This window comes from Leifsonia sp. NPDC102414 (genome assembly GCF_044765685.1).
In the GTDB taxonomy this organism is placed as follows: Bacteria; Actinomycetota; Actinomycetes; order Actinomycetales; family Microbacteriaceae; genus Leifsonia.
In genome coordinates, this window is the sequence record NZ_JBIWKN010000001.1 from 197,733 (window position 1) to 221,897 (window position 24,165).

General features: G+C 69.1%; 22 protein-coding genes. 15 read left to right on the forward strand and 7 right to left on the reverse strand.

The features are described from left to right. Positions 1-17: 17 nt before the first annotated feature. Both ACIRCZ_RS00885 and ACIRCZ_RS00890 read right to left on the reverse strand, forming a co-directional pair. The gene (locus ACIRCZ_RS00885; protein WP_055892162.1) at positions 18-884 is read right to left on the reverse strand and encodes a hypothetical protein; all 867 of its coding nucleotides are present in this window, start codon (positions 882-884) and stop codon (positions 18-20) included. 8 nt (positions 885-892) lie between these two features. Further along, positions 893-2,239, reverse strand: a complete 1,347-nt coding sequence (locus ACIRCZ_RS00890) for an aminotransferase class III-fold pyridoxal phosphate-dependent enzyme (RefSeq protein ID WP_402848620.1) — start codon at positions 2,237-2,239, stop codon at positions 893-895. A gap of 83 nt (positions 2,240-2,322) precedes the next feature. On the opposite strand from ACIRCZ_RS00890, the gene ACIRCZ_RS00895 reads away from it, so the two are divergent. From ACIRCZ_RS00895 to ACIRCZ_RS00915, 5 genes are all read left to right on the forward strand, one after another. Beyond that, positions 2,323-3,288: an FKBP-type peptidyl-prolyl cis-trans isomerase gene (locus ACIRCZ_RS00895; protein ID WP_402848623.1), complete on the forward strand. Its 966-nt coding sequence runs from the start codon at positions 2,323-2,325 to the stop codon at positions 3,286-3,288. Positions 3,289-3,333: 45 nt separating this feature from the next. Next, positions 3,334-4,416 carry a 1-deoxy-D-xylulose-5-phosphate reductoisomerase gene (locus tag ACIRCZ_RS00900; protein WP_402848626.1) on the forward strand — a complete coding sequence of 361 codons (1,083 nt, stop codon included), beginning with the start codon at positions 3,334-3,336 and terminating at the stop codon, positions 4,414-4,416. 76 nt (positions 4,417-4,492) lie between these two features. Then, on the forward strand, positions 4,493-5,824 hold the full coding sequence (locus ACIRCZ_RS00905) for an RIP metalloprotease (RefSeq protein WP_055892173.1): 1,332 nt from the start codon (positions 4,493-4,495) through the stop codon (positions 5,822-5,824). Between the two features lie 55 nt (positions 5,825-5,879). After that, positions 5,880-7,034 (forward strand): flavodoxin-dependent (E)-4-hydroxy-3-methylbut-2-enyl-diphosphate synthase, encoded by a 1,155-nt coding sequence (gene ispG / locus ACIRCZ_RS00910; protein ID WP_200949579.1) that lies wholly within the window; start codon positions 5,880-5,882, stop codon positions 7,032-7,034. Positions 7,035-7,103: 69 nt separating this feature from the next. Then, positions 7,104-7,781, forward strand: a complete 678-nt coding sequence (locus tag ACIRCZ_RS00915; protein WP_402848632.1) for an SGNH/GDSL hydrolase family protein — start codon at positions 7,104-7,106, stop codon at positions 7,779-7,781. Between the two features lie 38 nt (positions 7,782-7,819). Here ACIRCZ_RS00915 and ACIRCZ_RS00920 read toward each other — a convergent pair whose 3' ends face one another. After that, positions 7,820-9,247 carry an RNB domain-containing ribonuclease gene (locus ACIRCZ_RS00920; protein WP_402848635.1) on the reverse strand — a complete coding sequence of 476 codons (1,428 nt, stop codon included), beginning with the start codon at positions 9,245-9,247 and terminating at the stop codon, positions 7,820-7,822. Positions 9,248-9,340: 93 nt separating this feature from the next. Here ACIRCZ_RS00920 and ACIRCZ_RS00925 point away from each other — a divergent pair, with 93 nt between their 5' ends. Then, positions 9,341-11,107 carry a proline--tRNA ligase gene (locus tag ACIRCZ_RS00925; protein WP_402848638.1) on the forward strand — a complete coding sequence of 589 codons (1,767 nt, stop codon included), beginning with the start codon at positions 9,341-9,343 and terminating at the stop codon, positions 11,105-11,107. Between the two features lie 130 nt (positions 11,108-11,237). Beyond that, positions 11,238-12,215, forward strand: coding sequence for an endonuclease domain-containing protein (locus ACIRCZ_RS00930; RefSeq protein ID WP_402848641.1), 978 nt, complete (start codon positions 11,238-11,240; stop codon positions 12,213-12,215). On the opposite strand, the gene ACIRCZ_RS00935 is transcribed toward ACIRCZ_RS00930, so the two are convergent. Continuing rightward, positions 12,212-13,000 carry a DUF1206 domain-containing protein gene (locus ACIRCZ_RS00935; RefSeq protein ID WP_055892195.1) on the reverse strand — a complete coding sequence of 263 codons (789 nt, stop codon included), beginning with the start codon at positions 12,998-13,000 and terminating at the stop codon, positions 12,212-12,214. The genes ACIRCZ_RS00930 and ACIRCZ_RS00935 overlap by 4 nt on opposite strands. Before the next feature lie 106 nt (positions 13,001-13,106). On the opposite strand from ACIRCZ_RS00935, the gene nusA reads away from it, so the two are divergent. The 4 genes from nusA (at position 13,107) to rbfA (ending at position 18,008) form a co-directional block, all read left to right on the forward strand. Continuing rightward, complete coding sequence (gene nusA / locus ACIRCZ_RS00940) at positions 13,107-14,114, forward strand: transcription termination factor NusA (RefSeq protein WP_055892198.1); 1,008 nt, start codon at positions 13,107-13,109, stop codon at positions 14,112-14,114. A 149-nt stretch (positions 14,115-14,263) separates the two neighbouring features. After that, on the forward strand, positions 14,264-14,542 hold the full coding sequence (locus ACIRCZ_RS00945) for a YlxR family protein (RefSeq protein WP_402848645.1): 279 nt from the start codon (positions 14,264-14,266) through the stop codon (positions 14,540-14,542). 83 nt (positions 14,543-14,625) lie between these two features. Continuing rightward, positions 14,626-17,469 carry a translation initiation factor IF-2 gene (gene infB / locus ACIRCZ_RS00950; RefSeq protein WP_402848648.1) on the forward strand — a complete coding sequence of 948 codons (2,844 nt, stop codon included), beginning with the start codon at positions 14,626-14,628 and terminating at the stop codon, positions 17,467-17,469. Between the two features lie 101 nt (positions 17,470-17,570). Continuing rightward, on the forward strand, positions 17,571-18,008 hold the full coding sequence (gene rbfA, locus ACIRCZ_RS00955; RefSeq protein ID WP_055892204.1) for a 30S ribosome-binding factor RbfA: 438 nt from the start codon (positions 17,571-17,573) through the stop codon (positions 18,006-18,008). A 75-nt stretch (positions 18,009-18,083) separates the two neighbouring features. Here the strand turns inward: rbfA and ACIRCZ_RS00960 are convergent, their stop codons facing one another. Further along, positions 18,084-18,962 carry an A/G-specific adenine glycosylase gene (locus tag ACIRCZ_RS00960; protein WP_402848652.1) on the reverse strand — a complete coding sequence of 293 codons (879 nt, stop codon included), beginning with the start codon at positions 18,960-18,962 and terminating at the stop codon, positions 18,084-18,086. A 56-nt stretch (positions 18,963-19,018) separates the two neighbouring features. Here ACIRCZ_RS00960 and ACIRCZ_RS00965 point away from each other — a divergent pair, with 56 nt between their 5' ends. Further along, a complete protein-coding gene (locus ACIRCZ_RS00965) occupies positions 19,019-19,606 on the forward strand; it encodes a hypothetical protein (RefSeq protein WP_402848655.1) in 588 nt (195 codons plus the stop codon). 24 nt (positions 19,607-19,630) lie between these two features. Here the strand turns inward: ACIRCZ_RS00965 and ACIRCZ_RS00970 are convergent, their stop codons facing one another. Both ACIRCZ_RS00970 and ACIRCZ_RS00975 read right to left on the reverse strand, forming a co-directional pair. Beyond that, entirely contained in the window at positions 19,631-20,632 is a 1,002-nt protein-coding gene (locus ACIRCZ_RS00970; RefSeq protein ID WP_402848658.1) for a ketopantoate reductase family protein, read from the reverse strand. A gap of 69 nt (positions 20,633-20,701) precedes the next feature. Further along, on the reverse strand, positions 20,702-22,177 hold the full coding sequence (locus ACIRCZ_RS00975) for a DHA2 family efflux MFS transporter permease subunit (protein WP_402848661.1): 1,476 nt from the start codon (positions 22,175-22,177) through the stop codon (positions 20,702-20,704). Positions 22,178-22,257: 80 nt separating this feature from the next. On the opposite strand from ACIRCZ_RS00975, the gene ACIRCZ_RS00980 reads away from it, so the two are divergent. The 3 genes from ACIRCZ_RS00980 to ACIRCZ_RS00990 are packed head-to-tail and all read left to right on the forward strand — an operon-like array spanning position 22,258 to position 24,142. Continuing rightward, complete coding sequence (locus ACIRCZ_RS00980; RefSeq protein ID WP_055892218.1) at positions 22,258-22,872, forward strand: TetR/AcrR family transcriptional regulator; 615 nt, start codon at positions 22,258-22,260, stop codon at positions 22,870-22,872. Next, positions 22,869-23,777 carry a tRNA pseudouridine(55) synthase TruB gene (gene truB / locus ACIRCZ_RS00985; RefSeq protein ID WP_402848665.1) on the forward strand — a complete coding sequence of 303 codons (909 nt, stop codon included), beginning with the start codon at positions 22,869-22,871 and terminating at the stop codon, positions 23,775-23,777. The genes ACIRCZ_RS00980 and truB overlap by 4 nt, the downstream gene beginning before the upstream one ends. Then, positions 23,774-24,142, forward strand: coding sequence for a hypothetical protein (locus ACIRCZ_RS00990; protein WP_055892223.1), 369 nt, complete (start codon positions 23,774-23,776; stop codon positions 24,140-24,142). The genes truB and ACIRCZ_RS00990 overlap by 4 nt, the downstream gene beginning before the upstream one ends. Positions 24,143-24,165 lie beyond the last annotated feature (23 nt).

Consider the following 24,165-nt stretch of genomic DNA (forward strand, 5'->3'; position numbering starts at 1 on the left):
GCGAGAGGCCAGTGGGATCAGCCGCCGTCGAACGGCCGGAGCGGCGCGCAGCCGAATCCGCCGGCGTAGACCAGGCAGGCCGGAACGAAGCCGCTGAACCGCACGGCGAGCGGCGAGCCGAACCACGCGTTGTACAGCCGCGAGAAGTTGAGGTTGCCGAACGTGGAGCACGCTCCTGCCGGGCCGGTCGGTTTGGCGAGAGTCTCGGCGTTCGGCTGGTACGGCGTGTAGTTGTAGAGGTTGGCCGTCGCCTGGTTGGCGATGGTCACTCTGCTCGTGCCGCAGGCGGCGTTCGGGTGGTACTGGATGGTGTTGTCGCCGACCTGGTACCGCCAGTCGCCCGGATGCACGGTGTACTCCCGGAACTGCCAGGCAGCCCGGTACACCTGGTTGAAGAACCCGAAGAACTTCTTGTCGCACTCCGCGGTGTCGGGGCAGGCGTATCCCGTCGCCTTCTGATACCCGGATGCGCTGGGCGCGGTGAGCAGCGACTGCTCCTTCTGCAGCAGCACCAGCAGCACCCGCGGGCTGATCGTGCACGCCGTTGCCACACGGGCGATGATGCTGCTCGCCCGCTCGTCCCGCTGACCGCGGATCGCCGTGCAGCGGTCCTTCGACGCTGCGACGTTCGGGGTGTCGATGCGGTAGCGCGACAGACAGGGCACCCCGTCCGTCGGCTTGCAGGTGCGCGCGTCGAGGAACTCCTGGATGTCGGCCTGCGTCATCGCGTTCGGGTTGAAGAAGCTGTCGTCGCTGATGATGTCGCCCGGGTCGAACGACGGCTTCTGTTCCGCGAACACGCCGACGGCGGGCACCAGGGTGAAGACGGCGGCCAGGGCGGCCACCCCCGCGATGGCGCGCCAGCGTCGGCGAAGGAATCCCACGGTCAGGCTCAGCCGAAGGTGGCCAGTGCTTCTTCGATCACGGTCGCAGCGTCGTCGATGAGCTCCTCGCTGATCACGACCGAGGGGAGCAGGCGCAGGACGCTGTCCCAGCTTCCTGCGTCGAGGGGGATGACGCCGTTGGCGGTCGCGTGCGCGAGAACGGCCTTGAGCGCATCCGGGTTGGGGGTCTTGGTGCCGGGCACGACGAGCTCGATGCCGAACATCGCGCCCTTGCCTCGCACCTCGCCGACGACGGCGAAGCGGTCGGCCCAGTCGCCGATGCGTGCCCAGAGCGCCCTCTCGACCCGCTGCGCCTCGGCCAGCAGGTCCTCCTTCTCGAAGACGTCGAACACGGCGAGAGCGGCGGCGGTGGAGACCGGGTTGCCGCCGAACGTGCCTCCGATGCCGCCAGGCTGGACCGCATCCATGATCTCGGCGCGCCCGGTGACCGCCGCGAGCGGGAAGCCGCCGGCGATGCCCTTGGCGCTGGTGATGAGGTCGGGGACGACGCCGTGGTGCTCGATTGAGTACCAGGTGCCCGTTCGGCCGATTCCGGCCTGGATCTCGTCGGCGACGAAGACGATGCCGTTCTCCGTGCAGAACTCCGAGAGCCGCTTGAAGTATCCGGGGGCCGGGATGATGATGCCGCCGTCGCCCTGGATCGGCTCGACGAACAGGGCGGCCAGTTCGGTGGCGCCGATGTGGGTGTTGATGTAGTCGATGGTGTGCTCAGCGGCCTCTTCGCCTGTCATCCCCTCCGGGTCGCGGAACGGGTAGCTGATCGGGACGCTGTAGATCTCGCCGGGGAACGGGCCCATGCCTGCGCGCTCCGGCCAGGGGCGGTACGTCATGGCCATGGTGAGATTGGTGCGGCCGTGGAAGGCGTGGTCGAGAGCCGCGATGGCGCGACGGCCGGTGAACTTGCGGGCGATCTTGACGGCGTTCTCGACCGCCTCCGCTCCGGAGTTGACCAGGATGCTGTGCTTCTCGAAGTCTCCTGGCGTGATCTCCGCCAGCCTCTCGGCGACCCGCACGTAGTTCTCGTACGGGGTCACCGTGAACAGCGTGTGCGTGAGCTTCGAGGCCTGCTCGAACGCCGCTGCAGCGACCTCGGGATGCGCGTGGCCGATGGTCGTGACGCCGATGCCGCAGCCGAGGTCGATCAGCCTGTTGCCGTCCACGTCGACCAGGATCGCGCCGGAGCCGGACTCCATGTAGATGTTCGCGAGGGTCCCAGCGCCGCGGCTGACCGACGCGACCCTGCGCTCCTGCAGCTCGATCGAGCGGGGGCCGGGGAGGGCGGTGACGAGGTTGCGGGTCTGCGGAACGGAGAATTCGCGAGTCATGTGCTCCATCGTATGCGGCGCTCGCTGTCAGGTTCGGCAAAGGCGGATGAGGCAGACTGGGTACCCCTGCCCGCATTCCGGAAAGAATCACCGTGCGCAAATCCCTTTCGATCGTCACCGCCGCCCTCGTCGTGGCCGGTCTCGCCGCCTGCAGTTCCGGCGCGCCGAGCGAGTCAGCGACACCGGCGGCGAACGCCTGTCAGAACATCCAGGCGGGTGACACCTCGAAGTCGATCAAGGTGGAAGGGAAGTTCGGCGCGACGCCGAAGGTCACCATCCCGACTCCGCTGAAGACCACGGACATCGAGCGCAGCGTCGTCATCAAGGGCGACGGCGCCGAGGTCAAGGGCGGCGACTCGATCGGCATCGCCCTCGCCGCGTACAACGGAACGACGGGCAAAGAGCTGACCCCCGCGGCCGGCTTCGACGGCCAGCCGTCGCAGTCGATCAAGGTCGACGACAAGGCGTTCGTGCCAGGGCTCGTCCGTGCCGTGGAGTGCCTGCCGCTCAAGTCGCGCGTGGTGCTCACCGCCACCACCAAGCAGGCCTTCGGAGACGTCGACGTCTCCTCGCTCAAGCTCAAGGCGACCGACCCCGTCGTCTTCATCGCCGACCTCCTCGACAAGGAGCCGACAAGGGCGAACGGAAAGTCCGTCACCCCGCCCGCCGGCTTCCCGACCGTGAAGCTCGGCAAGGACGGCGCACCGACGGTGACCATCCCGAAGACCGATCCGCCCACCGAGACCAAGATCGGCGTGCTCAAGCAGGGCGACGGCGCCGTGGTGAAGGCGACGGACACGGTCACCATCCAGTACTCCGGACTGCTCTGGCGCAACAGCCAGGTCTTCGACTCGACCTGGACCAAGGGCCAGCCGTACTCGAGCGTCGCTTCGCAGTTCGTGCCCGGCTTCACCAAGGCGCTCGTCGGACAGAAGGTCGGCTCGCAGGTGATCGTCATCATCCCGCCGGCCGACGGTTACGGCGCGCAGGGCAATGGCGACATCAAGGGCACCGACACGATGGTGTTCGTGGTGGACATCCTGAAGGCCGTGAGCTAGAGCGGTTGTGACAGCTCTGCGCCCGCGGTTCCGTAGGCTGGACCCGTGCGCAGAGTCATCATCCTCGGTTCCACCGGTTCGATCGGCACCCAAGCCCTCGACGTCATCGCGGCGAACCCCGACCGCTTCACCGTTGTCGGGCTCACCGCAGGCAGCAACGCGGACGAGCTGGCCGCCCAGGCCGAGCGGTTCCAGGTCGCCGAGACGGCGCTCGGCGCCGACGACTCCGAGCGCCTGGTGCGCGGTGTCGAGGCGGACGTCGTGCTCAACGGCATCACTGGATCGGTGGGCCTCGGCCCGACGCTCGCCGCACTCGAGACGGGGGCGAGCCTCGCGCTCGCCAACAAGGAGTCGCTGATCGTCGGAGGCGCCCTCGTGAAGGCGGCGGCCGCGCCGGGGCAGATCGTGCCGGTCGATTCCGAGCACTCCGCGCTCGCGCAGGCGCTGCGCTCCGGGACTGCCGGCGAGGTCCAGCGGCTGGTGCTGACCGCATCCGGCGGCCCGTTCCGCGGCCGCAGCCGCGCCTCCCTCACCGATGTGACGCCCGGGGAAGCGCTCGCGCACCCCACCTGGGACATGGGGCTCGTCGTCACCACGAACTCGTCGACGCTCGTCAACAAGGGACTCGAGATCATCGAGGCGCACCTGCTGTTCGACGTGCCGTACGACAGGATCGAGGTCACCGTGCATCCCCAGTCGGTCATCCACTCGATGGTCGAGTTCGTGGACGGGTCGACCATCGCGCAGGCGTCCCCACCCGACATGCGGCTTCCGATCTCGCTCGGCCTGGACTGGCCGAACAGGGTGCCGGGCGTCGGCGTCCCTCTGGACTGGTCGGCGGCGCACAGCTGGACGTTCGAGCCGCTCGACAGCGATGCCTTCCCCGCGGTGGCACTCGCGAAGCGCGTCGGAGAGGAGGGCGGGACGTACCCCGCCGTGTTCAACGCCGCCAACGAGCAGGCGGTCGCGGCGTTCCACGCCGGAGCCATCGGCTACCTCGACATCGTCGACACCGTCGAACGGGTCGTTGACGCGCACCGGCCGGACGGCGAGCTCACCCGCGAGAGCCTCGCAGAAGCGGAGCGCTGGGCGCGGGATGCGGCCGACCGGCTGATCGCCGCCGGCTGATCGCCGCCGCCTGATCGCCGCCGCCGCATAGCGTTCCCCCTGCTGGTTCCAAGCTGCGCGCCATTACTCTGTAGCCGTGGAATCCGTACTGCTCTTCGTGCTCGGCGTCGTCATCATCCTGGTGGGCGTCGCGCTGTCGATCGCGCTGCACGAGATCGGTCACCTGGTTCCCGCCAAGCTGTTCGGCGTCAAGGTCACGCAGTACATGATCGGCTTCGGCAAGACGCTGTTCTCGTTCCGCCGCGGTGAGACGGAGTACGGCGTCAAAGCCATCCCGCTCGGCGGCTACATCTCGATGATCGGGATGTTCCCCCCTGGCAAGGAGGGCGGTGCGGGCCGCAACGCCACCACCGGGTTCATGCAGGCGATGGCCCAGGATGCGCGCACCGCCAGCGCCGAGACCGTGCTGGTCGGCGAGGAGGACCGCACGTTCTACAAGCTGCCGGTGTGGAAGCGCATCATCATCATGTTCGGCGGCCCGTTCATGAACCTGCTCATCGGCGTCGTGCTCTTCGGCGTGCTGCTGATGGGCTTCGGGACGCCGCAGCAGTCGACAACGGTGGCCACGGTGAGCCAGTGCGTCCTCGCATCGAACAGCACCCGCCAGACCTGCGAGGCGAGCGACCCTGCCGCTCCCGCCGCCGCTGCGGGGATCAAGCCGGGCGACACCATCGTCAGTATCGACGGCACGCCGATCACCAGCTGGGCCCAGTCCACGAAGATCATCCGCGACTCCGCCGATCGCACGCTCTCCGTCGTGATCAAGCGCGACGGCGAGGAGAAGACCCTCGCGGTGACTCCCAGGACCAACGCGGTCGCCAAGACCGACGCATCCGGAGCCGTCGTGAAGAACGCGGACGGCACGGTCGCCACCGTCACGGCAGGGTTCGTCGGCATCGGATCGCTGCAGGAGCTCGTGCCGCAGCCGATCACCTCCGTGCTGCCCGCCGTCGGTGCGCAGACCGGGGCGGTCGTCGGCGTGATCATCCACCTTCCGCAGCGCATGGTCGATGTCTGGAACGCCGCGTTCGGCTCCGGCGAACGCGACCCGAACGGCCCGGTCAGTCTCGTCGGCATCGGGCGGGCGGCCGGAGAACTCACCGCTCTCGACGGCGTGCCGGTGATCGACAAGGTCTACACGATGATCGGGATCCTCGCCTCCCTGAACATCGCGCTGTTCGTCTTCAACCTCATCCCGCTGCTTCCGCTCGACGGCGGCCACATCGCCGGAGCGGCCTGGGAGGGCATCCGGCGCGCCTTCGCCAAGCTGTTCAAGCGTCGCGACCCCGGCCCCGTCGACATGGCCAAACTGATGCCGCTGACCTTCGCGGTCGTCATCGTCCTCGGCGGCATGAGCGTGCTGCTGATGTACGCGGACATCGTCAAGCCGATCAACCTGTTCGGCTAGGCAGCGCACACTCCGCGCCCAGCCGGTTCCCAAACAGCCGCGTAGGATTGGGGACGTGGCAGCAATCAATCTGGGGATGCCGAAGGTTCCCGAAACACTCGCACCCCGACGCAAGTCCCGTCAGATCAAGGTCGGCAAGGTCCTCGTCGGAGGAGACGCGCCCATCAGCGTCCAGTCCATGACGACGACGCCGACCACGAATATCAACGCGACCCTGCAGCAGATCGCCGAGCTCACCGCATCCGGCTGCGACATCGTGCGCGTCGCCGTGCCGAGCCGCGACGACGCGGAAGCGCTGCCGATCATCGCGAAGAAGAGCCAGATCCCGGTGATCGCGGACATCCACTTCCAGCCCAACTACGTGTACGCGGCCATCGACGCCGGATGCGCGGCCGTGCGCGTGAACCCGGGCAACATCCGCAAGTTCGACGACCAGGTGGGCAAGATCGCCGCCGCTGCCAAGGCGGCTGGCGTCTCGCTCCGCATCGGCGTGAACGCCGGCTCCCTGGAGCCCAGCCTGCTGCAGAAGTACGGCAAGGCCACCCCGGAAGCGCTCGTGGAGAGCGCCGTCTGGGAGGCGAGCCTGTTCGAGGAGCACGACTTCCACGACTTCAAGATCTCGGTCAAGCACAACGACCCCATCGTCATGGTCAAGGCGTACCGGCTCCTCGCCGAGCGCGGCGACTGGCCGCTGCACCTCGGCGTGACGGAGGCGGGGCCGGAGTTCCAGGGCACGATCAAGTCGGCCACGGCGTTCGGCATCCTGCTCTCCGAGGGCATCGGAGACACCATCCGCGTCTCGCTGTCGGCACCGCCTGCGCAGGAGGTCAAGGTCGGCCTGCAGATCCTGCAGTCGCTCAATCTGCGCGAACGCAAGCTCGAGATCGTCTCCTGCCCGAGCTGCGGACGCGCCCAGGTGGATGTGTACAAGCTCGCCAACGACGTCACCTCGGGGCTCGAGGGCATGAGCGTTCCGCTGCGCGTCGCCGTCATGGGCTGCGTCGTCAACGGGCCGGGCGAGGCACGCGAGGCCGACCTGGGGGTCGCCTCCGGAAACGGCAAGGGCCAGATCTTCGTCAAGGGCCAGGTCATCAAGACCGTGCCGGAGGCCGAGATCGTGCAGACCCTGATCGACGAGGCCAACCGGATCGCCGCCGAGATGCCGGACGCCACCTCGGGCGAACCGACCGTGACGGTCGGCGCGCACTAGGCCACGCAAATCCTCATCTCCACAGGCCCGTCATAGGCGACGCATAGCCGCGCGATCTACCGTGCGGTCATGGGCGTCTCCCTGGTGGTCAGACTGTCGGCCTTCTCGGCCGGGCTGGCGCTCGCGTTCGTGTCCGTCGCATCCGGTGCCGAGGCGGCGCCCGCGATCGTCTCCCGCGTCACGGACGCGACGGCGGACGGCCCCGTGGTCGTCGCGATCGGCGACTCGATCATGGAGGGACACGGCCTCGACCCGTCCGACGCCTGGCCGGCGCTGCTGGCGGGGGAGGACGGCTGGCGGCTCAGCAACCTCGCCAGCGACGGCTCGGGCTTCGTGACGGTCGGCGACAACGGCGACACCTTCGCCGACCAGGTGCACGCTGCCGTGTCCCTGCATCCTGCGGTCGTCATCGTTTCCGGCAGCAGCAACGACCTGGGCGAATCGGATGCGGCGATCGCGCGGGCGACGGACGGTGCGCTGACCGCCCTGAGGGCCGCCCTTCCGCACGCCGAGATCCTCGCCGTGAGCCCGGTCTGGAACGACACCGCCGAGCCTGACCAGTTGCGCACGATCGGCGCCGATGTGGTCACGGCCGCCCGGACGATCGGCGCGATCGACCTCGACATCGGCCAGCCGCTCGATGGACAGCGCGACCTCCTCCAGGCCGACGACGTGCATCCGACAGCGGAGGGCCAGGCCGTGATCGCCGCCGCCGTCGAGCGGGCACTCGGGCGGCCGGCGGCCTGACCGCGGCCGCGGGACCGGAGGCGCGGGACCCGGCGCCGTCAGACGGCGACCAGCTCCACCTTGCCGTTCGGGATGCTCACCGACAGCAGGCGAACGCGCACCACCGTGCCCGGCAGCACGGTGTCCGGCCTCGGCATCGAGGCGACGACGGCCGGGTCGGCGAGTTGCACCGTCATGTCGCCGTTCCTGATCGCGAGCACGGTGGCGTCGAACTCGTCGCCGATCCTGCCGCTGAGCAGGGCGGCCTCCACCCTGTCCACGCTCGCCGCGCCGAGCTGGGACGCCACTCGCGACGTCGCCCCCATGATCGCAGGCAGCTCTCCGAGCGACGCCGTCGCCCACTCCGGTGGTGTCCGCCCTGCGCACAGCGCCTCGCAGATCACCAGCACCCAGCGGTCGACGAGCCTCCGCAGCGGGGCCGTCGTGTGCGCATACGGTGCGGCGACGGCCGACTGCAGCGGTTCGGCAGGCGCAGTGCCGTCCATCACGACGTAGCCAGCGCCACGGAAGAGCCCTGTGGCCGCCTGCATCACCGCGAGGGCTCGGGGGTCGTGGTGGTCCAGCGTGCGCAGATACTCGCCGTAGGAGACGTCCTGGGGCCAGGGGAGGCCCAGTGCGGTGGTCTGGGCGCGGAACGCGGCGACGGCGTCGTCGGTCGGCGGCGGCATCGTGCGCAGAATGCCGACGCGCGCGTCCAGCATCAGCCGGGCGGCCGCCATCCCGGTCAGCAGCGAGATCTGCGCGTTCCACTCCTCGACGGGCAGCGGCGCCCGCCGTTCGAGCGTGTACGCGCCGTCACGGAAGACGATCTCCTCGTCCGGCGCGTTCAGGCTGGCGCCACCTCGCTCCCGCTCGCACTGGATGCGCAGCAGCCCCACCTCGCGCAGCAGCAGGAGCGTCTCCGGTCCTGAGCCGTCGTCGATGGCGGCCTGCGCCTCCTGATACGACCACTGGCGGCGCGACCGGATGCCGGCTCGCGCGACGGAGACGGCCAGCTCCTGCCCGTCCTCGCCGAGCGTCAGTTCCCAGACGAACGCCCCGCGATCCACCCCGGGGAGCAGGGAACCGGCGTGCTCTCCGATCGCGGCAGGGTGCAACGGGATGCGTCCGTCCGCCGCGTAGACCGTCTGGCCTCTGGTGCGCGCCTCCGTGTCGACGGCGCCGCCGGGACGCACGAGCGCAGGGACGTCGGCGATGGCGTAGCGCACGAGGAAGCCGTCGCCAGCCCGCTCGATGTGGACGGCCTGGTCGAGGTCGGTCGATCCGACGGGGTCGACCGTGAGGAACTCGACCGCGGTCAGATCGCGGTCGGGCAGCGAGATCGTGCTCGCCGCCGCTTCCGCCTCCCTGTCGACGGGCGCAGGGAAGCCGTCCGGCAGGCTCAGCGCCGTGCGGAGCACAGCCAGCGCCGTCGCGAGCTCGCTCTGAGCGGCGGACGCGGTGACGTGCGTTCTTCGGTCAGGCATACGGCCACCCTATGCCGGGGTGGATGCGCGTCCAGTGGCCGGCATCCACGTGCTGAAACATCGGCCACTGTCGCCGACGTCTAACATGGAACGGTGCCTACACGCCTGACGAACTATTTCCTCCGCACCCTCCGTGAAGACCCCTCCGACGCCGAGGTCACCAGCCACAGGCTGCTGGTTCGCGCCGGATACATCCGGCGCCAGGCGCCAGGCATCTTCGCGTGGCTGCCGCTCGGCCTGCGCGTGAAGGCCAAGATCGAGGCGATCATCCGCGAGGAGATGTCCGCGGCGGGGGCGCACGAGGTGCACTTCCCCGCCCTGCTGCCGCGCGAACCGTACGAGGTCACCGGCCGGTGGGAGGAGTACGGCGACGGCCTGTTCCGCCTGCAGGACCGCAAGGGCGCCGACTACCTGCTCGCGCCGACGCACGAAGAGGCGTTCACGCTGCTCGTGAAGGACCTCTATTCGAGCTACAAGGATCTGCCCCTGGCGATCTACCAGATCCAGGACAAGTACCGCGACGAGGCACGCCCCCGCGCCGGTCTCCTGCGCGGCCGCGAGTTCACGATGAAGGACGCGTACACGTTCGACTACACGGATGCGGGGCTCGACGCCAGCTACCAGTCGCAGCGCGACGCGTACGAGCGCATCTTCACCAGGCTCGGGCTCTCGTACGTGATCGTGCAGGCGGACGCCGGCGCGATGGGAGGCTCCCGCAGCGAGGAGTTCCTGCACCCGACCGCGGTCGGCGAGGACACCTTCGTGCGCTCGGAGGGCGGATACGCGGCCAACGTCGAGGCGTTCACCACGCTCGCGCCCCCGGCGCGCTCGTACGAGAAGCTGACGCCCCAGGAAGTGCTCGACACTCCGAACACGCCGACCATCCAGACTCTGGTCGACGTGGCGAACGAGAAGCACCCCCGGCCCGACGGCCGCGCCTGGACCGCAGCGGACACGCTCAAGAACGTCGTGCTCGCGGTGACGCACCTGGACGGCACGCGGGAGCTGGTCGTCGTCGGCCTGCCCGGTGACCGCGAGGTCGAGCTGAAGCGTGCGGAGGTGGCCTTCGCGCCCGGCGAGGTCGAGCCGGCGACGGAAGCGGACTTCCAGAAGCACCCCGGCCTCGTGAAGGGCTACATCGGCCCGTGGGGTGTTGACGGCGCCGTGCTCGGCGAGGAGTCGGCCACGGGCATCCGGTATCTGGTCGACCCTCGTGTGGTGGACGGCTCCGGCTGGATCACCGGCGCGAACATCGACGGCAAGCACGTCTTCGGCCTGGTGGCCGGCCGCGACTTCGCCTGGGACGGCACCGTGGAGGTGGCCGAGGTCAAGGAGGGCGACCCTGCACCGGACGGCTCAGGTCCCGTCGAGCTCGCCCGCGGGATGGAGATCGGTCACGTCTTCCAGCTCGGGCGCAAGTATGCCGACGCGTTCGGCCTTAAGGTGCTGGACGAGAACGGCAAGCTCGTCACGGTCACGATGGGTTCGTACGGCATCGGCGTCACGCGCATCCTGGCGATCATCGCGGAGGAGAACAACGACGACAAGGGCCTGATCTGGCCGGAGTCGGTCGCGCCGTTCGACGTGCACGTCGTCGCAGCCGGCCGCGATCAGCTCGCGTTCGACGTGGCAGAGCAGGTGACGGCCTCGCTGGAGGCCGCCGGCCGCGAGGTGCTGCTCGACGACCGCCCGAAGGTCTCGCCCGGCGTCAAGTTCGGCGACGCGGAGCTCATCGGCGTTCCGCACGTGCTCGTGGTCGGCCGCGGCGCGGCGGACGGCGAGGTCGAGCTCTGGGACCGCCGCACCGGCTCCCGCGCGACGCTCCCCATCGCCGACGCGCTCGCCGCCCTGGGGGCGTAGCGCGCGACTCGTGCTAAAGGTGCGGTCTCGCGTGCCGCGACCGCACCTTTCGCACGAGTCCACAGGGCGGGTTGTCCACAGAAGCCGAGGCCGCGCGGGCTCGGCTGTCCATTTCGGCAACGGTGGATGCATGACTCAGCCACGCGCACTCCCACACCAACTCGTCAACGCACCGTTCGCCACCGCTGTGGCCATCGCGCTCGATGTGGCGCCGCGACGCCTCCGAGCGCTGGATGTGCAGCATCCGTTCCGCGGGGTCAACAGCACGAGCGCGGTCGAGACGATGCTGGAGCGGGCGACGGCATACCGGTCACGGATGCTGCCGGGCCAGGTCTTCAGCCACGAGACCGCCGCCGCCGTGTACGGGATGCCGTTCTCTGGCGCCGAGCGGGGGACCGAGCTGCACGTGAGCGTTGCCTTTCCGCGCACCCCGCCGCGCACCAGAGGCGTTCGCGGGCACAGCATCAGCGTGGTCGACCAGCGGAGCGTCCGCGGGCTGCCCGTCTGCTCCCCTGTACAGGTGTGGCGGCAGCTCGCCGCTTCGTTGTCCGGACCGGAGCTGACCGCTGTCGGCGACCACATCGTCGGCGCTCGGGCGCGCCATGCGCTGGCGACGATAGACGAACTGCGCGCGACCGCTGCCGTGCCGAGTCGCATTCCCGGCGCTGCTGCGCTGCGCTGGGCGGCCGAGCGCATCCGGTTCGGAGCGGACTCGCGGCCGGAGACCCTGCTGCGGCTGGCGTTGGTCGAGGCGGGGCTGAGGGAGCCCGCCGTGAACCCGCCCGTCTTCGTCGGAGCGCGGCTCGTGCATCCCGATCTCGTCTACTTCGACGAGCGGTTGATCCTGGAGTACGAGGGCGACGGTCACCGCACGGACGCCGCGCAATGGCACGCCGACATCGGGCGGCACGATGCGATGGTCGACTCGGGGTGGCGCGTCGTCCGCGTCACGCGATGCGAGCTGTTCGCGGATCGCCCGGCGTTCCTGCTGCGCGTGGCCGAGCTGCTGTCCGCTCGTGCGGTCGGCGCGGTGCGGCGGACGTCTCGTGCACAAGGTGCGGTGCGTGCGCTCCCGACCGCACCTTTTGCACGACGCGTGCCGGGCTAGAGGCGGACGGCGACCGCGCGCACGCACCAGAACACGCCGTAGGCGATCAGGCCGACGGCGATCAGGATGAGCAGGAAGACGCCGAACGGGAGCTGGGTCAGCGACTTCAGCGCGCCGTCGAGGCCGCTCGCCTTGCCGGGGTCGAACGTCACGGCGCCGGCGACCACGAGGCCGCCGACGATGCCGAGGGCGACCCCCTTGGAGATGTAGCCGACGCGGCCGAGGGTCGTGGTGACACCGGCCAGTGCGTTCGGGGGAAGGCGGAGGCCGCGCTCGAAGCGGTGGGTGGCCCCGTTGACGATGAAGCCGATGCCGACCCCGACGATCGCGAGGCCGATGGCGGCGAGCAGGAACACGCCGCCCGGCAGCGAGAGCAGGCGCGAGCTGGCGGACGTCTCGGACGAGGACGCGTCCGACCGGCCACCGGCCGCGATGCCGATCGCGGTCACGGCGAGCACGGCGTACACGACGCCCTTGGCGATCTCCACGACGCGGGTGGTCGCCTTGGGTGCAACGATCGTCTGCAGGATCTGCCAGAGTGCGAGCGCGATCAGACCGACGATCACCGCCCAGACGACGAACAGGCCGCCAGGCACAGCGACGAGCGCCTGCAGGGCGCCGGACTGGTCGGCGTCGCCGCCCCCTCCAGCGCCGAAAGCGACCGCCAGGGCGATCGCGCCGATCAGGATGTGCAGGATGCCGATGGCCGCGTTTCCGACCCTGGCGAGGATGCGGACAGCCGGGATGCGCTCGACGCGCCTGGCCGCAGACGTGGGGGAGGTCATGATCCGAACGGTACCCCCGTTCCGGCCGGTCGGATCATCGGGTACCGTAGTTAGTCGAGTCCGTCGCGCTGAACGCGACGGCGAGATCTGAATAGAGGAGGCCGGCATGGACATCGACCTCAGCGTCTTGCGTCTCATGGAACGCGAGCGAGAGATTCCCTTCGACGAGCTGGTGCAGATCATCGAGCAGGCGATTCTGACCGCCTACCTGAAGCACACGGACCAGGCCGACCACCGCCACGGGCACACGGAAGAGCCGCCGGCCGCCAGGGTGCACCTGGACAGGAAGACCGGTCACGTCACCGTCTACGTCCCGGAGAAGGACGAAGAGGGCAACGTCATCGGCGAGGCGGAGGACAGCCCGAGCGACTTCGGCCGCATCGCAGCGTTCGCCGCGAAGCAGGTCATCAACCAGCGACTCCGCGACATCGCGGACGACGCGGTGCTCGGCGAGTTCCGTGGTCGGGAGGGCGACATCGTCGCCGGCGTCATCCAGCAGGGTCCCAACCCGAGGATGATCCACGTCGACCTCGGCAGCGTCGAGGCGATCCTGCCGCCGGAGGAGCAGGTGCCAGGCGAGGAGTACACGCACGGGTCGCGCATCCGGGTGTATGTGACCAGTGTGTCGAAGGGGCTGAAGGGTCCGCAGATCACGGTCTCGCGCACCCACCCGGCGCTCGTGCGCAAGCTGTTCGCGCTCGAGGTCCCCGAGATCGCCAGCGGTGTGGTCGAGATCGTCTCGCTCGCCCGTGAGGCCGGTCACCGCACCAAGATCGCGGTGCGCGCGACCGAGCCCGGCGTGAACGCCAAGGGCGCGTGCATCGGCGAGCTCGGCCAGCGGGTCAGGGCCGTGACCGCAGAGCTGAACAACGAGAAGATCGACATCGTCGACTACTCGCCGGATCTGGCAACGTTCGTGTCCAGTGCTCTGTCGCCCGCCAAGGTGACCAGCGCCTTCGTCATCGACGAATCGCTGAAGGCCGTCCGCGCGCTCGTGCCCGACTACCAGCTTTCGCTCGCCATCGGCAAGGAGGGCCAGAACGCCCGTCTCGCCGCCAAACTAACGGGCGCGAAGATCGACATCCAGCCGGACTCGATCCTGGACAAAGAATGAGGTCGGGATGGATGACGATCTTCGCGCCGTGCCGACGCGACGGAGTCGTGGCGACACGGTTGCCGCAGGCACACGAGCACATCATCCAGCCCGACTCGATCCTCGACAAGGAGTAGCCGCGCAGGACCTGGGTGGTGCGCGGGTGTAAGATGGAAGCTGTTAGAACGTGCGTCGGATGCCGTTCTCGCGCTCCCCGGTCCTCACTTCTGAGGGTCGTCGCCCAGAACTCGAAACTCGTGGTGGACCATTCCGCCACGCTTCCTGGGCGAGGTGCGTGGCTGCATCCGGTCGTCGGGTGTCTCGACAAAGCCTTGCAGAGGCACGTCTTCGGGCGGGCCTTGAAGGTCGACGGGATGCTCGATACGACGGCCATCCAGGCCGCACTTGAAGAGAACAGGCTGAACGGCACAGTGAACTCAAATGAGTGACAACTAATGAGCGGCTCGAAATGAGACCCGTCCGTAACTAACGGTCTGCCCTGCTAGGGGTAGACCCCCTAGACAGGAGAATTGTGGCTGCCAAACCACGCGTACACGAGGTCGCTACCGAACTCGGAGTAGACAGCAAGATCGCTCTTGCGAAACTGAAGGAAATGGGCGAGTTCGTCAAGGGACCGTCCTCCAGCATCGAACCGCCTGTGGCGCGCAAGCTTCGCGCCGCCCTCGAGGCGGACGGCTTCACGGCCGACAAGGCTGCCGCGGCAGCATCCACAGAGCAGAAGGCTGCTGCGCCCAAGTCGGGTGCCGCGAGCTCTGCTCCCACGCCGGGTGCGACGCGCCCGTCCTCCGCACCCAACCCGGGTGGCACCGCTCCCAAGCCGGCAGCTCCGCTGTCCGTCGCAGAGCGTCAGGCCCTCGCGGAGCAGAAGGCAGCAGCCGAGAAGGCGGAGGCCGACAAGGCAGCTGCAGACGCCAAGGCGAAGGCCGCACAGGATGCTCCGGCAGCCGCGGCCACGACGGAAGCGCCTTCGGACGCCGTCAAGCCGAACACGCCGCGCCCCGCAGGTGGAAACGCCGCGGGGAGCAGCGGCATCCCGCGTCCTGGCGCTCCGCGTCCGGGCAACAACCCCTTCGCATCCAACCAGGGCATGGGTCAGCGCCCGAGCGCTCCCCGTCCTGGCAACAACCCGTTCGCGAGCTCGCAGGGCATGGGTCAGCGACCGACGCCGGGCAACATCCCGCGTCCGACGCCTCCGCGTCCAGGATCGCCGCGTCCCGGCGCTCCTGGTGCAGGCGGAAACCGTCCCGGTCAGCGTCCAGGCGGCGCAGGCGGAAGCCGTCCGGGCTTCCAGCAGCGTCCGGGTGGCGGCGGAGCGGGAGCCGGCGCAGGCGCAGGCGGCGGCTTCCAGCGCCCCGGCGGCGGCTTCGGCGGCCCGCGTCCAGCAGGTGGCGGAGGCGGCCGAGGCCGTGGACCTGGCGGAGGAACCGCCGGTGCGTTCGGTCGTGGTGGCGGCAAGAGCAAGGCTCGCAAGTCGAAGCGTGCCAAGAGGCAGGAATTCGAGCTGAGGGAAGCTCCGTCGCTGGGCGGCGTGAGCGTTCCCCGTGGCGACGGCAACACCGTCGTCCGGCTGCGCCGCGGCGCATCCATCTCGGACTTCGCCGACAAGATCGACGCCAGCCCCGGAAACCTGGTCACCGTGCTGTTCCACCTCGGTGAGATGGCGACGGCGACCGAGTCCCTGGACGAGGCAACGTTCGGCGTGCTGGGCGAAGAGCTCGGCTACAAGGTGCAGATCGTGTCCCCGGAGGACGAGGACAAGGAGCTGCTCGAAGGCTTCGACATCGACCTCGACCAGGAGCTCGAGGACGAGACGGACGAAGACCTCGAGATCCGCCCGCCGGTGGTCACCGTCATGGGCCACGTCGACCACGGTAAGACCCGTCTTCTCGACGCGATCCGCAATGCCAACGTCGTCGCAGGCGAGGCAGGTGGCATCACCCAGCACATCGGTGCGTACCAGGTGTGGACGGAGCACGAGGGCATCGAGCGTGCCATCACCTTCATCGACACGCCAGGTCACGAGGCGTTCACCGCCATGCGTGCCCGTGGTGCGCAGGTCACCGACATCGCGATCCTCGTGGTCGCGGCGGACGACGGCATCATGCCGCAGACCATCGAGGCCTTGAACCACGCCCAGGCGGCCGGTGTGCCGATCGTGGTCGCGGTCAACAAGATCGACAAGCCGGACGCCAACCCGGCCAAGGTGCGCCAGCAGCTCACCGAGTTCGGGCTGGTCGCGGAGGAGTACGGCGGAGACGTCATGTTCGTCGACGTGTCCGCCAGGAACGACATCGGCATCCAGGACCTCCTGGACGCGGTGCTGCTCACCGCGGACGCCGGTCTCGACCTGCGCTCCAACCCCAACAAGGATGCGCGCGGTATCGCGATCGAGGCCAAGCTCGACAAGGGCCGCGGTGCTGTCGCGACCGTGCTCATCCAGTCGGGAACGCTGCGCGTCGGCGACTCGATCGTCGCCGGAACGGCTAACGGCCGCGTCCGTGCGATGGTCGACGAGAACGGCGACGCCGTCCACGAGGCCTTCCCGTCGCGTCCCGTGCAGGTGCAGGGTCTCTCCAGCGTTCCGCGTGCAGGTGACACCTTCCTCGTCACAGAGGAAGACCGCACCGCGCGTCAGATCGCCGAGAAGCGCGAAGCAGCAGAGCGCAACGCCATGCTGGCGAAGTCGCGCAAGCGCATCTCGCTCGAGGACTTCACCCGTGCTCTGGAAGAGGGCAAGGTCGAGGCGCTCAACCTCATCATCAAGGGCGACGTGTCCGGTGCCGTGGAGGCCCTGGAAGAGTCCCTGATGAAGATCGAGGTCGACGACTCGGTCCAGCTCCGCATCCTGCACCGCGGCGTCGGCGCGATCACCGAGTCGGACATCGACCTGGCGACCATCGACAACGCGATCGTGATCGGCTTCAACGTCCGCCCGGACGTCAAGGCCCGCGAGCGTGCCGCCCGCGAGGGTGTGGATGTGCGCTTCTACTCGGTCATCTACAACGCGATCGACGACATCGAGAACTCCCTCAAGGGCATGCTCAAGCCGGAGTTCGAAGAGGTCCAGTCCGGTGTCGCCGAGATCCGCGAGGTGTTCCGCTCCTCCAAGTTCGGCAACATCGCCGGTGTCATCGTCCGCTCCGGAACGATCACGCGCAACGCCAAGGCGCGCGTCATCCGCGACGGCGTGGTGGTGGGAGACAACCTCACCATCGAGTCGCTGCGTCGCTTCAAGGACGACGTCACCGAGGTGCGTACGGACTTCGAGGCCGGTATCGGACTCGGCAAGTTCAACGACATCCAGATCGGCGACGAGATCGAGACGACCGAAATGCGGGAGAAGCCCCGCGTCTAGGCATGGACAGGAGGTCCGGAGGGTTCGCTCTCCGGGCCTCCTCCCATCCCGGCACGTGGCATCACGGCACGTGGCATCACGGCAGGTGAAGGAGAGACAACATGGCTGATCCGGCACGCGCGAGGAAGCTCGCGGACAGAATCAAGGTCATCATCGCCAAGCGGCTCGAGCGCGGCGTCCGCGACCCGCGTATGGGCTTCGTGACGATCACCGATGTGCAGGTGACCGGCGATCTGCAGCACGCCTCGGTCTTCTACACGGTGTACGGCACCGACGAGGAGCGCACGGACACGGCGGCGGCGCTTGCTGCGGCCACCGGCATGCTGCGCAGCGAGGTGGGCAAGAACATCACAGCGCGCCTGACCCCGTCGCTGGAGTTCATCCTGGATGCGATCCCGGAGAACGCGGCGCACATCGAGGACCTGCTGCGCGAAGCGCGTCAGCGCGACACCGAGGTGGCCGGGCTGGCCGCCGGTGCCGCGTACGCGGGCGACGAGGACCCGTACGTCAAGCCCCGCGACGAAGACGAAGAGGACTAAGAACACATTCGAGCCGGGACTTGTGCACGCAGCGCTTCGGCGTGTCGCGTGTACAAGTCCCGGCTCGATTGTGTTTTAGGGGAGGGTGTAGCCAGCATCGACGGCGACGGCGAGGCCGTCGGCGAGGAGGCCGGCCAGGGCGCGGTCGCGCTGGGCGGCGTCCGGCCAGACGGCTTCGATCTCGGCGGCGGAGACCGGGATGTGCGAGGCGCGCAGCTCGGCCAGGATGCGGCCGCGCACCTGCCGGTCGCTTCCCTCGTACTTCTTCTGCACGGCCTTCTTCTGGCCGGCGTACTCCGGATAGCCGGCCTGCCGCCACGCGCACACCTCCGCGAGCGGGCAGACGTCGCAGCGCGGCGTCCTGGCGACGCAGACCAGTGCGCCGAGCTCCATCATCCCGGCGTTGAACGCCGCAGAGGCCGCGCGGTCTGCCGGGAGCAGCGCATCCATCGCCGCCAGGTCGCGTTTTCCGGGAGGGCCAGGCTCGCCCTGGCCGTCGACCGCGCGGGCGATGACCCGGCGGATGTTCGTGTCGACCACCGGGTGATGGTGGCCGTAGGCGAACACCGCGACCGCACGCGCCGTGTAGTCGCCGATGCCGGGGAGGGCGAGCAGCGCATCCACGTCGTCCGGCACGACGCCGTCGTGATGTTCGGTGATGGCGACCGCGCAGGCGTGCAGCCACAGGGCGCGGCGCGGGTAGCCGAGCGACTGCCACGCGCGCACGGCCTCGCCCGGAGGGACGGCGGCGAGATCGGCCGGGGTCGGCCAGCGCGTCAGCCACTCCTCGAGGCGCGGGATCACCCGGTTCACCGGGGTCTGCTGCAGCATGAACTCGCTGACCAGGGTGCCCCAGGCGGTGAACCCGTCGCGGCGCCACGGCAGGTCGCGGCGATTGGCGTGGAACCAGTCGATGACGGAGGAGGAGAACGTGTCGAGCTCCGCATCCGCCATCGTTCCAGCGTAATCGTTGCGGGGCGTTCGACAGGTTCGCGGCTTAGGCTCGTGCCATGAAGCTTCCACCGACGCCGCGCGTCCTGTTCCTCCGCGAACTGGTCGGCGAGGTGACGCGCAGTTACGGGCACGGACGCACCATGGTGGCCGTCGACGGCACGACGGACACCGCACCGTTCGCCGACGACCTCGCCGAGGTGTTCCGCGAGGCGGGGTATGACACCTTCCGGTCGTCGATGACCGACTTCCACCGCCCGCGTGCCGAGCGCACCAGGCTCGGGCCGGAGTCCGACCTCGACTACTACCGTTCGTCGTTCGACTACGTCACGTTCCGGCGGGTGCTGATCGACCCGTACCGGATGGCGGGAAGCACCGGTTTCCAGACCGCGGCGTTCGACGAGCGACGGGATGTGCCCATCGAGAGCCGCTGGGAGACCACCGGTCAGGATGCGGTGCTCGTGGTCGACGGCGAGTTCCTGCTGCGGCCGGAGCTGCGCGGCATCTGGCACTACTCCGTCGCGCTGGTGAACACGCCGCAGGACCCGGTATACGAGAACGACGCCGAGCCGCGGATGTGGGCGAGCGCTCTGGTCGACGACAGCGACCCCGACGTGCCGCGGCGAGTGTTCGCGGACAGCTGCTGACCCCGCCGATGGCGGGCGCGGCGGTTACAGCAGCGCGCGCATCCGGTCGGCGACGACGGCGGGTTCGATGAACGCGCGCGTGCGCTCGACCTCGTGCACTAGGTCGACGATGGCGGCGTTGATCGGCGCCTCTCGCCCGAGCTCGTGCGCTTCGCCGACGATCGCGCCGTTGAGGTAGTCGATCTCGGTGAGCTGGCCGCGCCGGATGCTCTGCAGCGTCGATCCAGGGTTGGGAGTGGCGCCCATCCGGCGCCGCATCGTCAGCGGCACCAGCTGGCCCGCCCAGAGTGGAGCCGCGGCGACGAACCGCAGGATGCCGTTGCTGAGGCCCTGGATGCTGCCGTAGCGGATGCCACGGTCGAAGCCGATCCTGACGGCCTCGCGCATGCTGGCCGTCACGATGCGGCGCAGCGCGCGGTCGCCGAGCGTGTCCTGCGCGCTCAGCCCGGTGATGGCCGGCATGGCGTTGATCTGGTTGACGATGAGCTTGGTCCACTGGGCGCCGTCGAAGTTGGCGACGGCGAACGTCGGCATGGCGGCGTCGAGGACGCGGGTGGCGAAGACGGCGGACTCCGGCGGCTCGCCGCTGCCGGCCCCGATGTAGGTGTTGGCCGCCGTGGTGACGCTGACGCGGCCAGGGGAGAGGAAGCTTGCAGCGTAGAGGGCGAGGGCACCGACGCAGTCCGAGCCTGGCAGCATGGTCGCGGCCTGGCGCAGCCCGGTGAGCCCGTTCTGCACGACGACCACGGGGATGCCGCCGAGGAGGTGCTGGTTCTCGCGGATGGCGGCGGCCGCATCCTGTGCCTTGGTGCACAGGAAGGCGAGTTCCGGCTGGATGCGCAGGATCTCGTCTGCGTCGATCCTGGCCGTGTGCGAGCCCCACGCCCCGTCGAGGCGGAGCCCGTCCGCGCGGATCGCGTCGAGCTGCGCCCCGCGCGCTGTCACCTCGACCTGGTGGCCGACGCGATCGAGCAGGGCTGCGATGGTGCCGCCGATGGCTCCCGCTCCGATGACGCCGATCCGCATCCCCCCACCCTAGCCGCGGGCGGGGGGATGCGATGCCGGGAGCCGACTGCGCGCTCGCGGCGCAGCGCGCTAGTCGACCAGTGCGGCGGCCTGCGCGGAGCCCTCGGCGGCGACCGCCTCGGTGATCTCGGCTTCCGCGTCCTGACGACGGCGGCGGACGATGCCGGACGGCAGCGCGAGCGAGATGACGGCGGCGACAGCGAGCACACCGGCGCCGACCCAGATGGCGGGGATGGCCGCATCTACGTAGCCGGTCGGGGTGAGGGTTCCGCCCGCGCCGGTGAACACGGCGGTGAGCACGGCGATGCCGAGGGCGACGCCGATCTCGCGGAGCGTGGAGTTGGTGCCGGACGCCTTGGCGTGGTCGGCCGGCTTCATGTTCGCGAGCACCGCGGTGGAGCTCGGCGCGAACACCAGGCCCATGCCGATCCCTGCGAGGGCGAACGGCGGCCACATCGACGAGTACGCGAGGTCGGCGGACAGGGTCAGCGCGATCCAGGCCATCGCGACGGCGAGGAAGGTGAGGCCGAGGAGGATCGGCAGCCGAGTGCCCGTGCGCCCGGAGACGAGGCCGGTGAGCGGCGCGACGACCATCGGCGCGAGCGTCCACGGCATCGTCATCACCCCCGCCTCGAGCGGCGTGTGGCCCTGCACCACCTGCAGGAACTGGATGAGGATGAACACCGCCCCGAAGATGCCGAAGCTGAACGTCACGCCGACCAGGTTGGCCACGGTGAAGCTGCGGTCGCGGAACAGTCGCAGCGGCAGCAGAGGGGCGGATGCCCGGCCCTCCCAGAAGACGAACGCCACCAGCAGGGCAGCACCGGCGATCAGGGCGCCGAGCACTTCGAAGCTGTCCCAGCCGGCATCGTTGCCACGCACGATCCCGAACACGATGCCGAGGACGCCCGGGCCGGCGAGCAGCAGGCCGACGATGTCGGCGCGGACCCGCTCGCCGAAGCTGTTCGGCAGCGCGGCGAGGACGAGGGGCACGGCGATGATGCCGAGCGGGACGTTCAGCCAGAAGATGGCCTGCCAGTTCCAGCCCTGCACCACGGCGCCGCCGATCAGCGGGCCAGTCGCGACGCCGAGGCCCGCAATGCCTCCCCAGATGCCGATGGCCGCAGGGCGCAGCTTGGCGCTGACGCTGCCGGCCAGGAGGGTGAGCGACAGGGGCATGAGGGCCGCCGCTCCGACGCCCTGCACGGCGCGGGCGAGGATGAGCATCCACGGCTCGGTGGCGAGGGCGCTGGCCGCAGAGGCGAGTGTGAAGATGGCGATGCCGCTGAGGAAGACTGTTCGGCGTCCGAACCGGTCGCCGAGGGCGACGGCCATCAGCATGAAGGTGGCGAAGCTGAGGGTGTACGCGTTGATGACCCACTGCAGCTCCTCGATGGAGGCACTGAGGTCTTTCGCGATCACGGGAAGCGCGCTGGTGACGACGAGGTTGTCGAGGGTCGCCATGAACATCGGGAGCGATGCAGCGACGATGGCCAGCCAGATCGGGATGCGGCGGGCGGTGGATGGGGACGACATGCTGCACATCCTGTCGAGTGAATGGGAATGTTGTTATCGGATGATTACAACATGGTCGAGATTAGTAATCAACTGATAACCTGTCAAGTGTGACCGACAAGATCAGTGAACGCATCCCGTCGGGGGAGCGCAGAGAGCAGATCCTCGCCGCCGCCAGCCTCGTCTTCGGGGAGCGCGGATACTTCGGGGCGACCACCGACCAGATCGCGAAGGCGGCCGGCATCAGCCAGCCGTACGTCGTGCGGATGTTCGGCAGCAAGGAGAACCTCTTCGTCGAGGTGCTCTCCCGCGCGCTCGACAGGCTCCTCGTGACGTTCACGGAGACCATCGACGACTGGAAGGCCGACGGCTCGCCCGACGACCAGATCGCCCGCCTGCTCGGCACCGCATACGTCAACCTGATCGAGGACCGCGGGCTGCTGCTGTCGCTCATGCAGGCGTTCAGCATGGGCCACGACCCTGTGATCGGCGAGAAGGCCAGGCAGGGCTTCATCAGCATCTACCGGCTGCTGCGCGACGACGCCGGCTTCGAGCCGGAGCGCGTCCGCACGTTCCTCGCAGAGGGGATGCTGCTCAACACGCTCCTCGGACTCCGGCTGCCGGAGAAGTACGGGCTGGACGAGGCCGCCACCGAACTCCTCGAGTGCACCTTCCAGACCAAGCTGCAGCTCGTGCTCGACGTCGTGGGCGAGAAGACCGCATGACGGGCTCCGGCATCCTGCTGGTCGACAAGCCGCAGGGCTGGACCAGCCACGACATCGTCGCGCGCACCAGGCGTCTCGCCGGCACCCGCAAGGTCGGGCACGCGGGCACCCTCGATCCGATGGCCACCGGGCTGCTGATCGTCGGCCTCAACTCGTCCACCCGGCTGCTGACCTACATCGTCGGCACGGACAAGGAGTACCTGGCGACCATCCGGCTGGGTGCAACCACCACCACGGACGACGCGGAAGGCGACGTCGTGGAAGAGGCGGCTCCTGATGCGGTCGCAGCGGTCGACGACGACGCCATCCGCTCCGGGATCGCCGACCTCACCGGCGAGATCGAGCAGGTGCCGAGCTCGGTCAGTGCGATCAAGGTCGACGGCAAGCGGGCGTACGCCAGGGTGCGGGCGGGGGAGGAGGTCGTGCTGAAAGCGAGGCCCGTCACCGTCTCGGAGTTCGAACTGCTCGACGTGCGCAGGCTGCCGGCCGCCATCGACCTCGACGTGCGCGTCGTCTGCTCGTCCGGCACATACATCCGCTCGCTCGCCCGCGACCTCGGCGCCGCACTCGGCGCCGGAGGGCACCTCACCGCGCTGCGCCGAACCAGGGTGGGATCGTTCAGGGTGGAGGACGCGCATCCGATCGAGGATGTCGACGTCGCCTCTGCTCTGGTGCCGGCCGCGGAGGCGGCCACGATCCTGTTCGAGCGCTTCGACCTCACGGAGCAGCAGGCCATCGACCTGACGCACGGGAAACGCATCCATGTCGCGGACAGGGAGAATGGGGACGGTGCGCCGCTCGCGGCCATCGCACCGACCGGCCACCTGGTGGGGCTCATCGAGTTCCGCGGAAAGGAAGCAAGAACCCTCGTGAACTTCCCGACAGACGAGATCGCGACCGCATGATCGAGTGGTTCACGACGGTCCAGGTGATCGTGGCCGTCGTCGCAGGCGTGCTCTGCATCGTGCTCGGATTCGCGGGCCGCGTGCCCGGCGACGTCAGCATGGGCGCGCTCGCGCTCGTCGAGGTGCTGCTGGTCGCGCAGCTCATCGTGACGATCGTCGCGCCCGCCGTGGGAAACGAGCCGAGCGGCAGCCTGCCCGAGTTCTACATCTACCTGATCTCCGCGCTCATCCTGCCGCTGGCCGGAGGCTTCTGGGCGCTGATCGAACGCAACAAGTGGTCGACGGTCATCCTGGGCGGCGTGTGCCTCGCCATCGCGGTGATGGTGTACCGGATGGGCCAGATCTGGTTCGTGCAGGGCGCCTGAGCCCCGCACGGGATGCGCGGTGC

What these genes read in the sequence shown, in the direction of transcription:
- ACIRCZ_RS00890 (WP_402848620.1), bottom strand. Translation starts at nt 2,239, where the DNA reads ATGGAGCACATGACTCGCGAATTCTCCGTTCCGCAGACCCGCAACCTC.
- ACIRCZ_RS00915 (WP_402848632.1), top strand. Translation starts at nt 7,104, where the DNA reads ATGGGCGTCTCCCTGGTGGTCAGACTGTCGGCCTTCTCGGCCGGGCTG.
- ACIRCZ_RS00920 (WP_402848635.1), bottom strand. Translation starts at nt 9,247, where the DNA reads ATGCCTGACCGAAGAACGCACGTCACCGCGTCCGCCGCTCAGAGCGAG.
- ACIRCZ_RS00930 (WP_402848641.1), top strand. Translation starts at nt 11,238, where the DNA reads ATGACTCAGCCACGCGCACTCCCACACCAACTCGTCAACGCACCGTTC.
- ACIRCZ_RS00935 (WP_055892195.1), bottom strand. Translation starts at nt 13,000, where the DNA reads ATGACCTCCCCCACGTCTGCGGCCAGGCGCGTCGAGCGCATCCCGGCT.
- nusA (WP_055892198.1), top strand. Translation starts at nt 13,107, where the DNA reads ATGGACATCGACCTCAGCGTCTTGCGTCTCATGGAACGCGAGCGAGAG.
- ACIRCZ_RS00945 (WP_402848645.1), top strand. Translation starts at nt 14,264, where the DNA reads ATGGAAGCTGTTAGAACGTGCGTCGGATGCCGTTCTCGCGCTCCCCGG.
- rbfA (WP_055892204.1), top strand. Translation starts at nt 17,571, where the DNA reads ATGGCTGATCCGGCACGCGCGAGGAAGCTCGCGGACAGAATCAAGGTC.
- ACIRCZ_RS00960 (WP_402848652.1), bottom strand. Translation starts at nt 18,962, where the DNA reads ATGGCGGATGCGGAGCTCGACACGTTCTCCTCCTCCGTCATCGACTGG.
- ACIRCZ_RS00965 (WP_402848655.1), top strand. Translation starts at nt 19,019, where the DNA reads ATGAAGCTTCCACCGACGCCGCGCGTCCTGTTCCTCCGCGAACTGGTC.
- ACIRCZ_RS00970 (WP_402848658.1), bottom strand. Translation starts at nt 20,632, where the DNA reads ATGCGGATCGGCGTCATCGGAGCGGGAGCCATCGGCGGCACCATCGCA.
- ACIRCZ_RS00975 (WP_402848661.1), bottom strand. Translation starts at nt 22,177, where the DNA reads ATGTGCAGCATGTCGTCCCCATCCACCGCCCGCCGCATCCCGATCTGG.
- truB (WP_402848665.1), top strand. Translation starts at nt 22,869, where the DNA reads ATGACGGGCTCCGGCATCCTGCTGGTCGACAAGCCGCAGGGCTGGACC.
- ACIRCZ_RS00990 (WP_055892223.1), top strand. Translation starts at nt 23,774, where the DNA reads ATGATCGAGTGGTTCACGACGGTCCAGGTGATCGTGGCCGTCGTCGCA.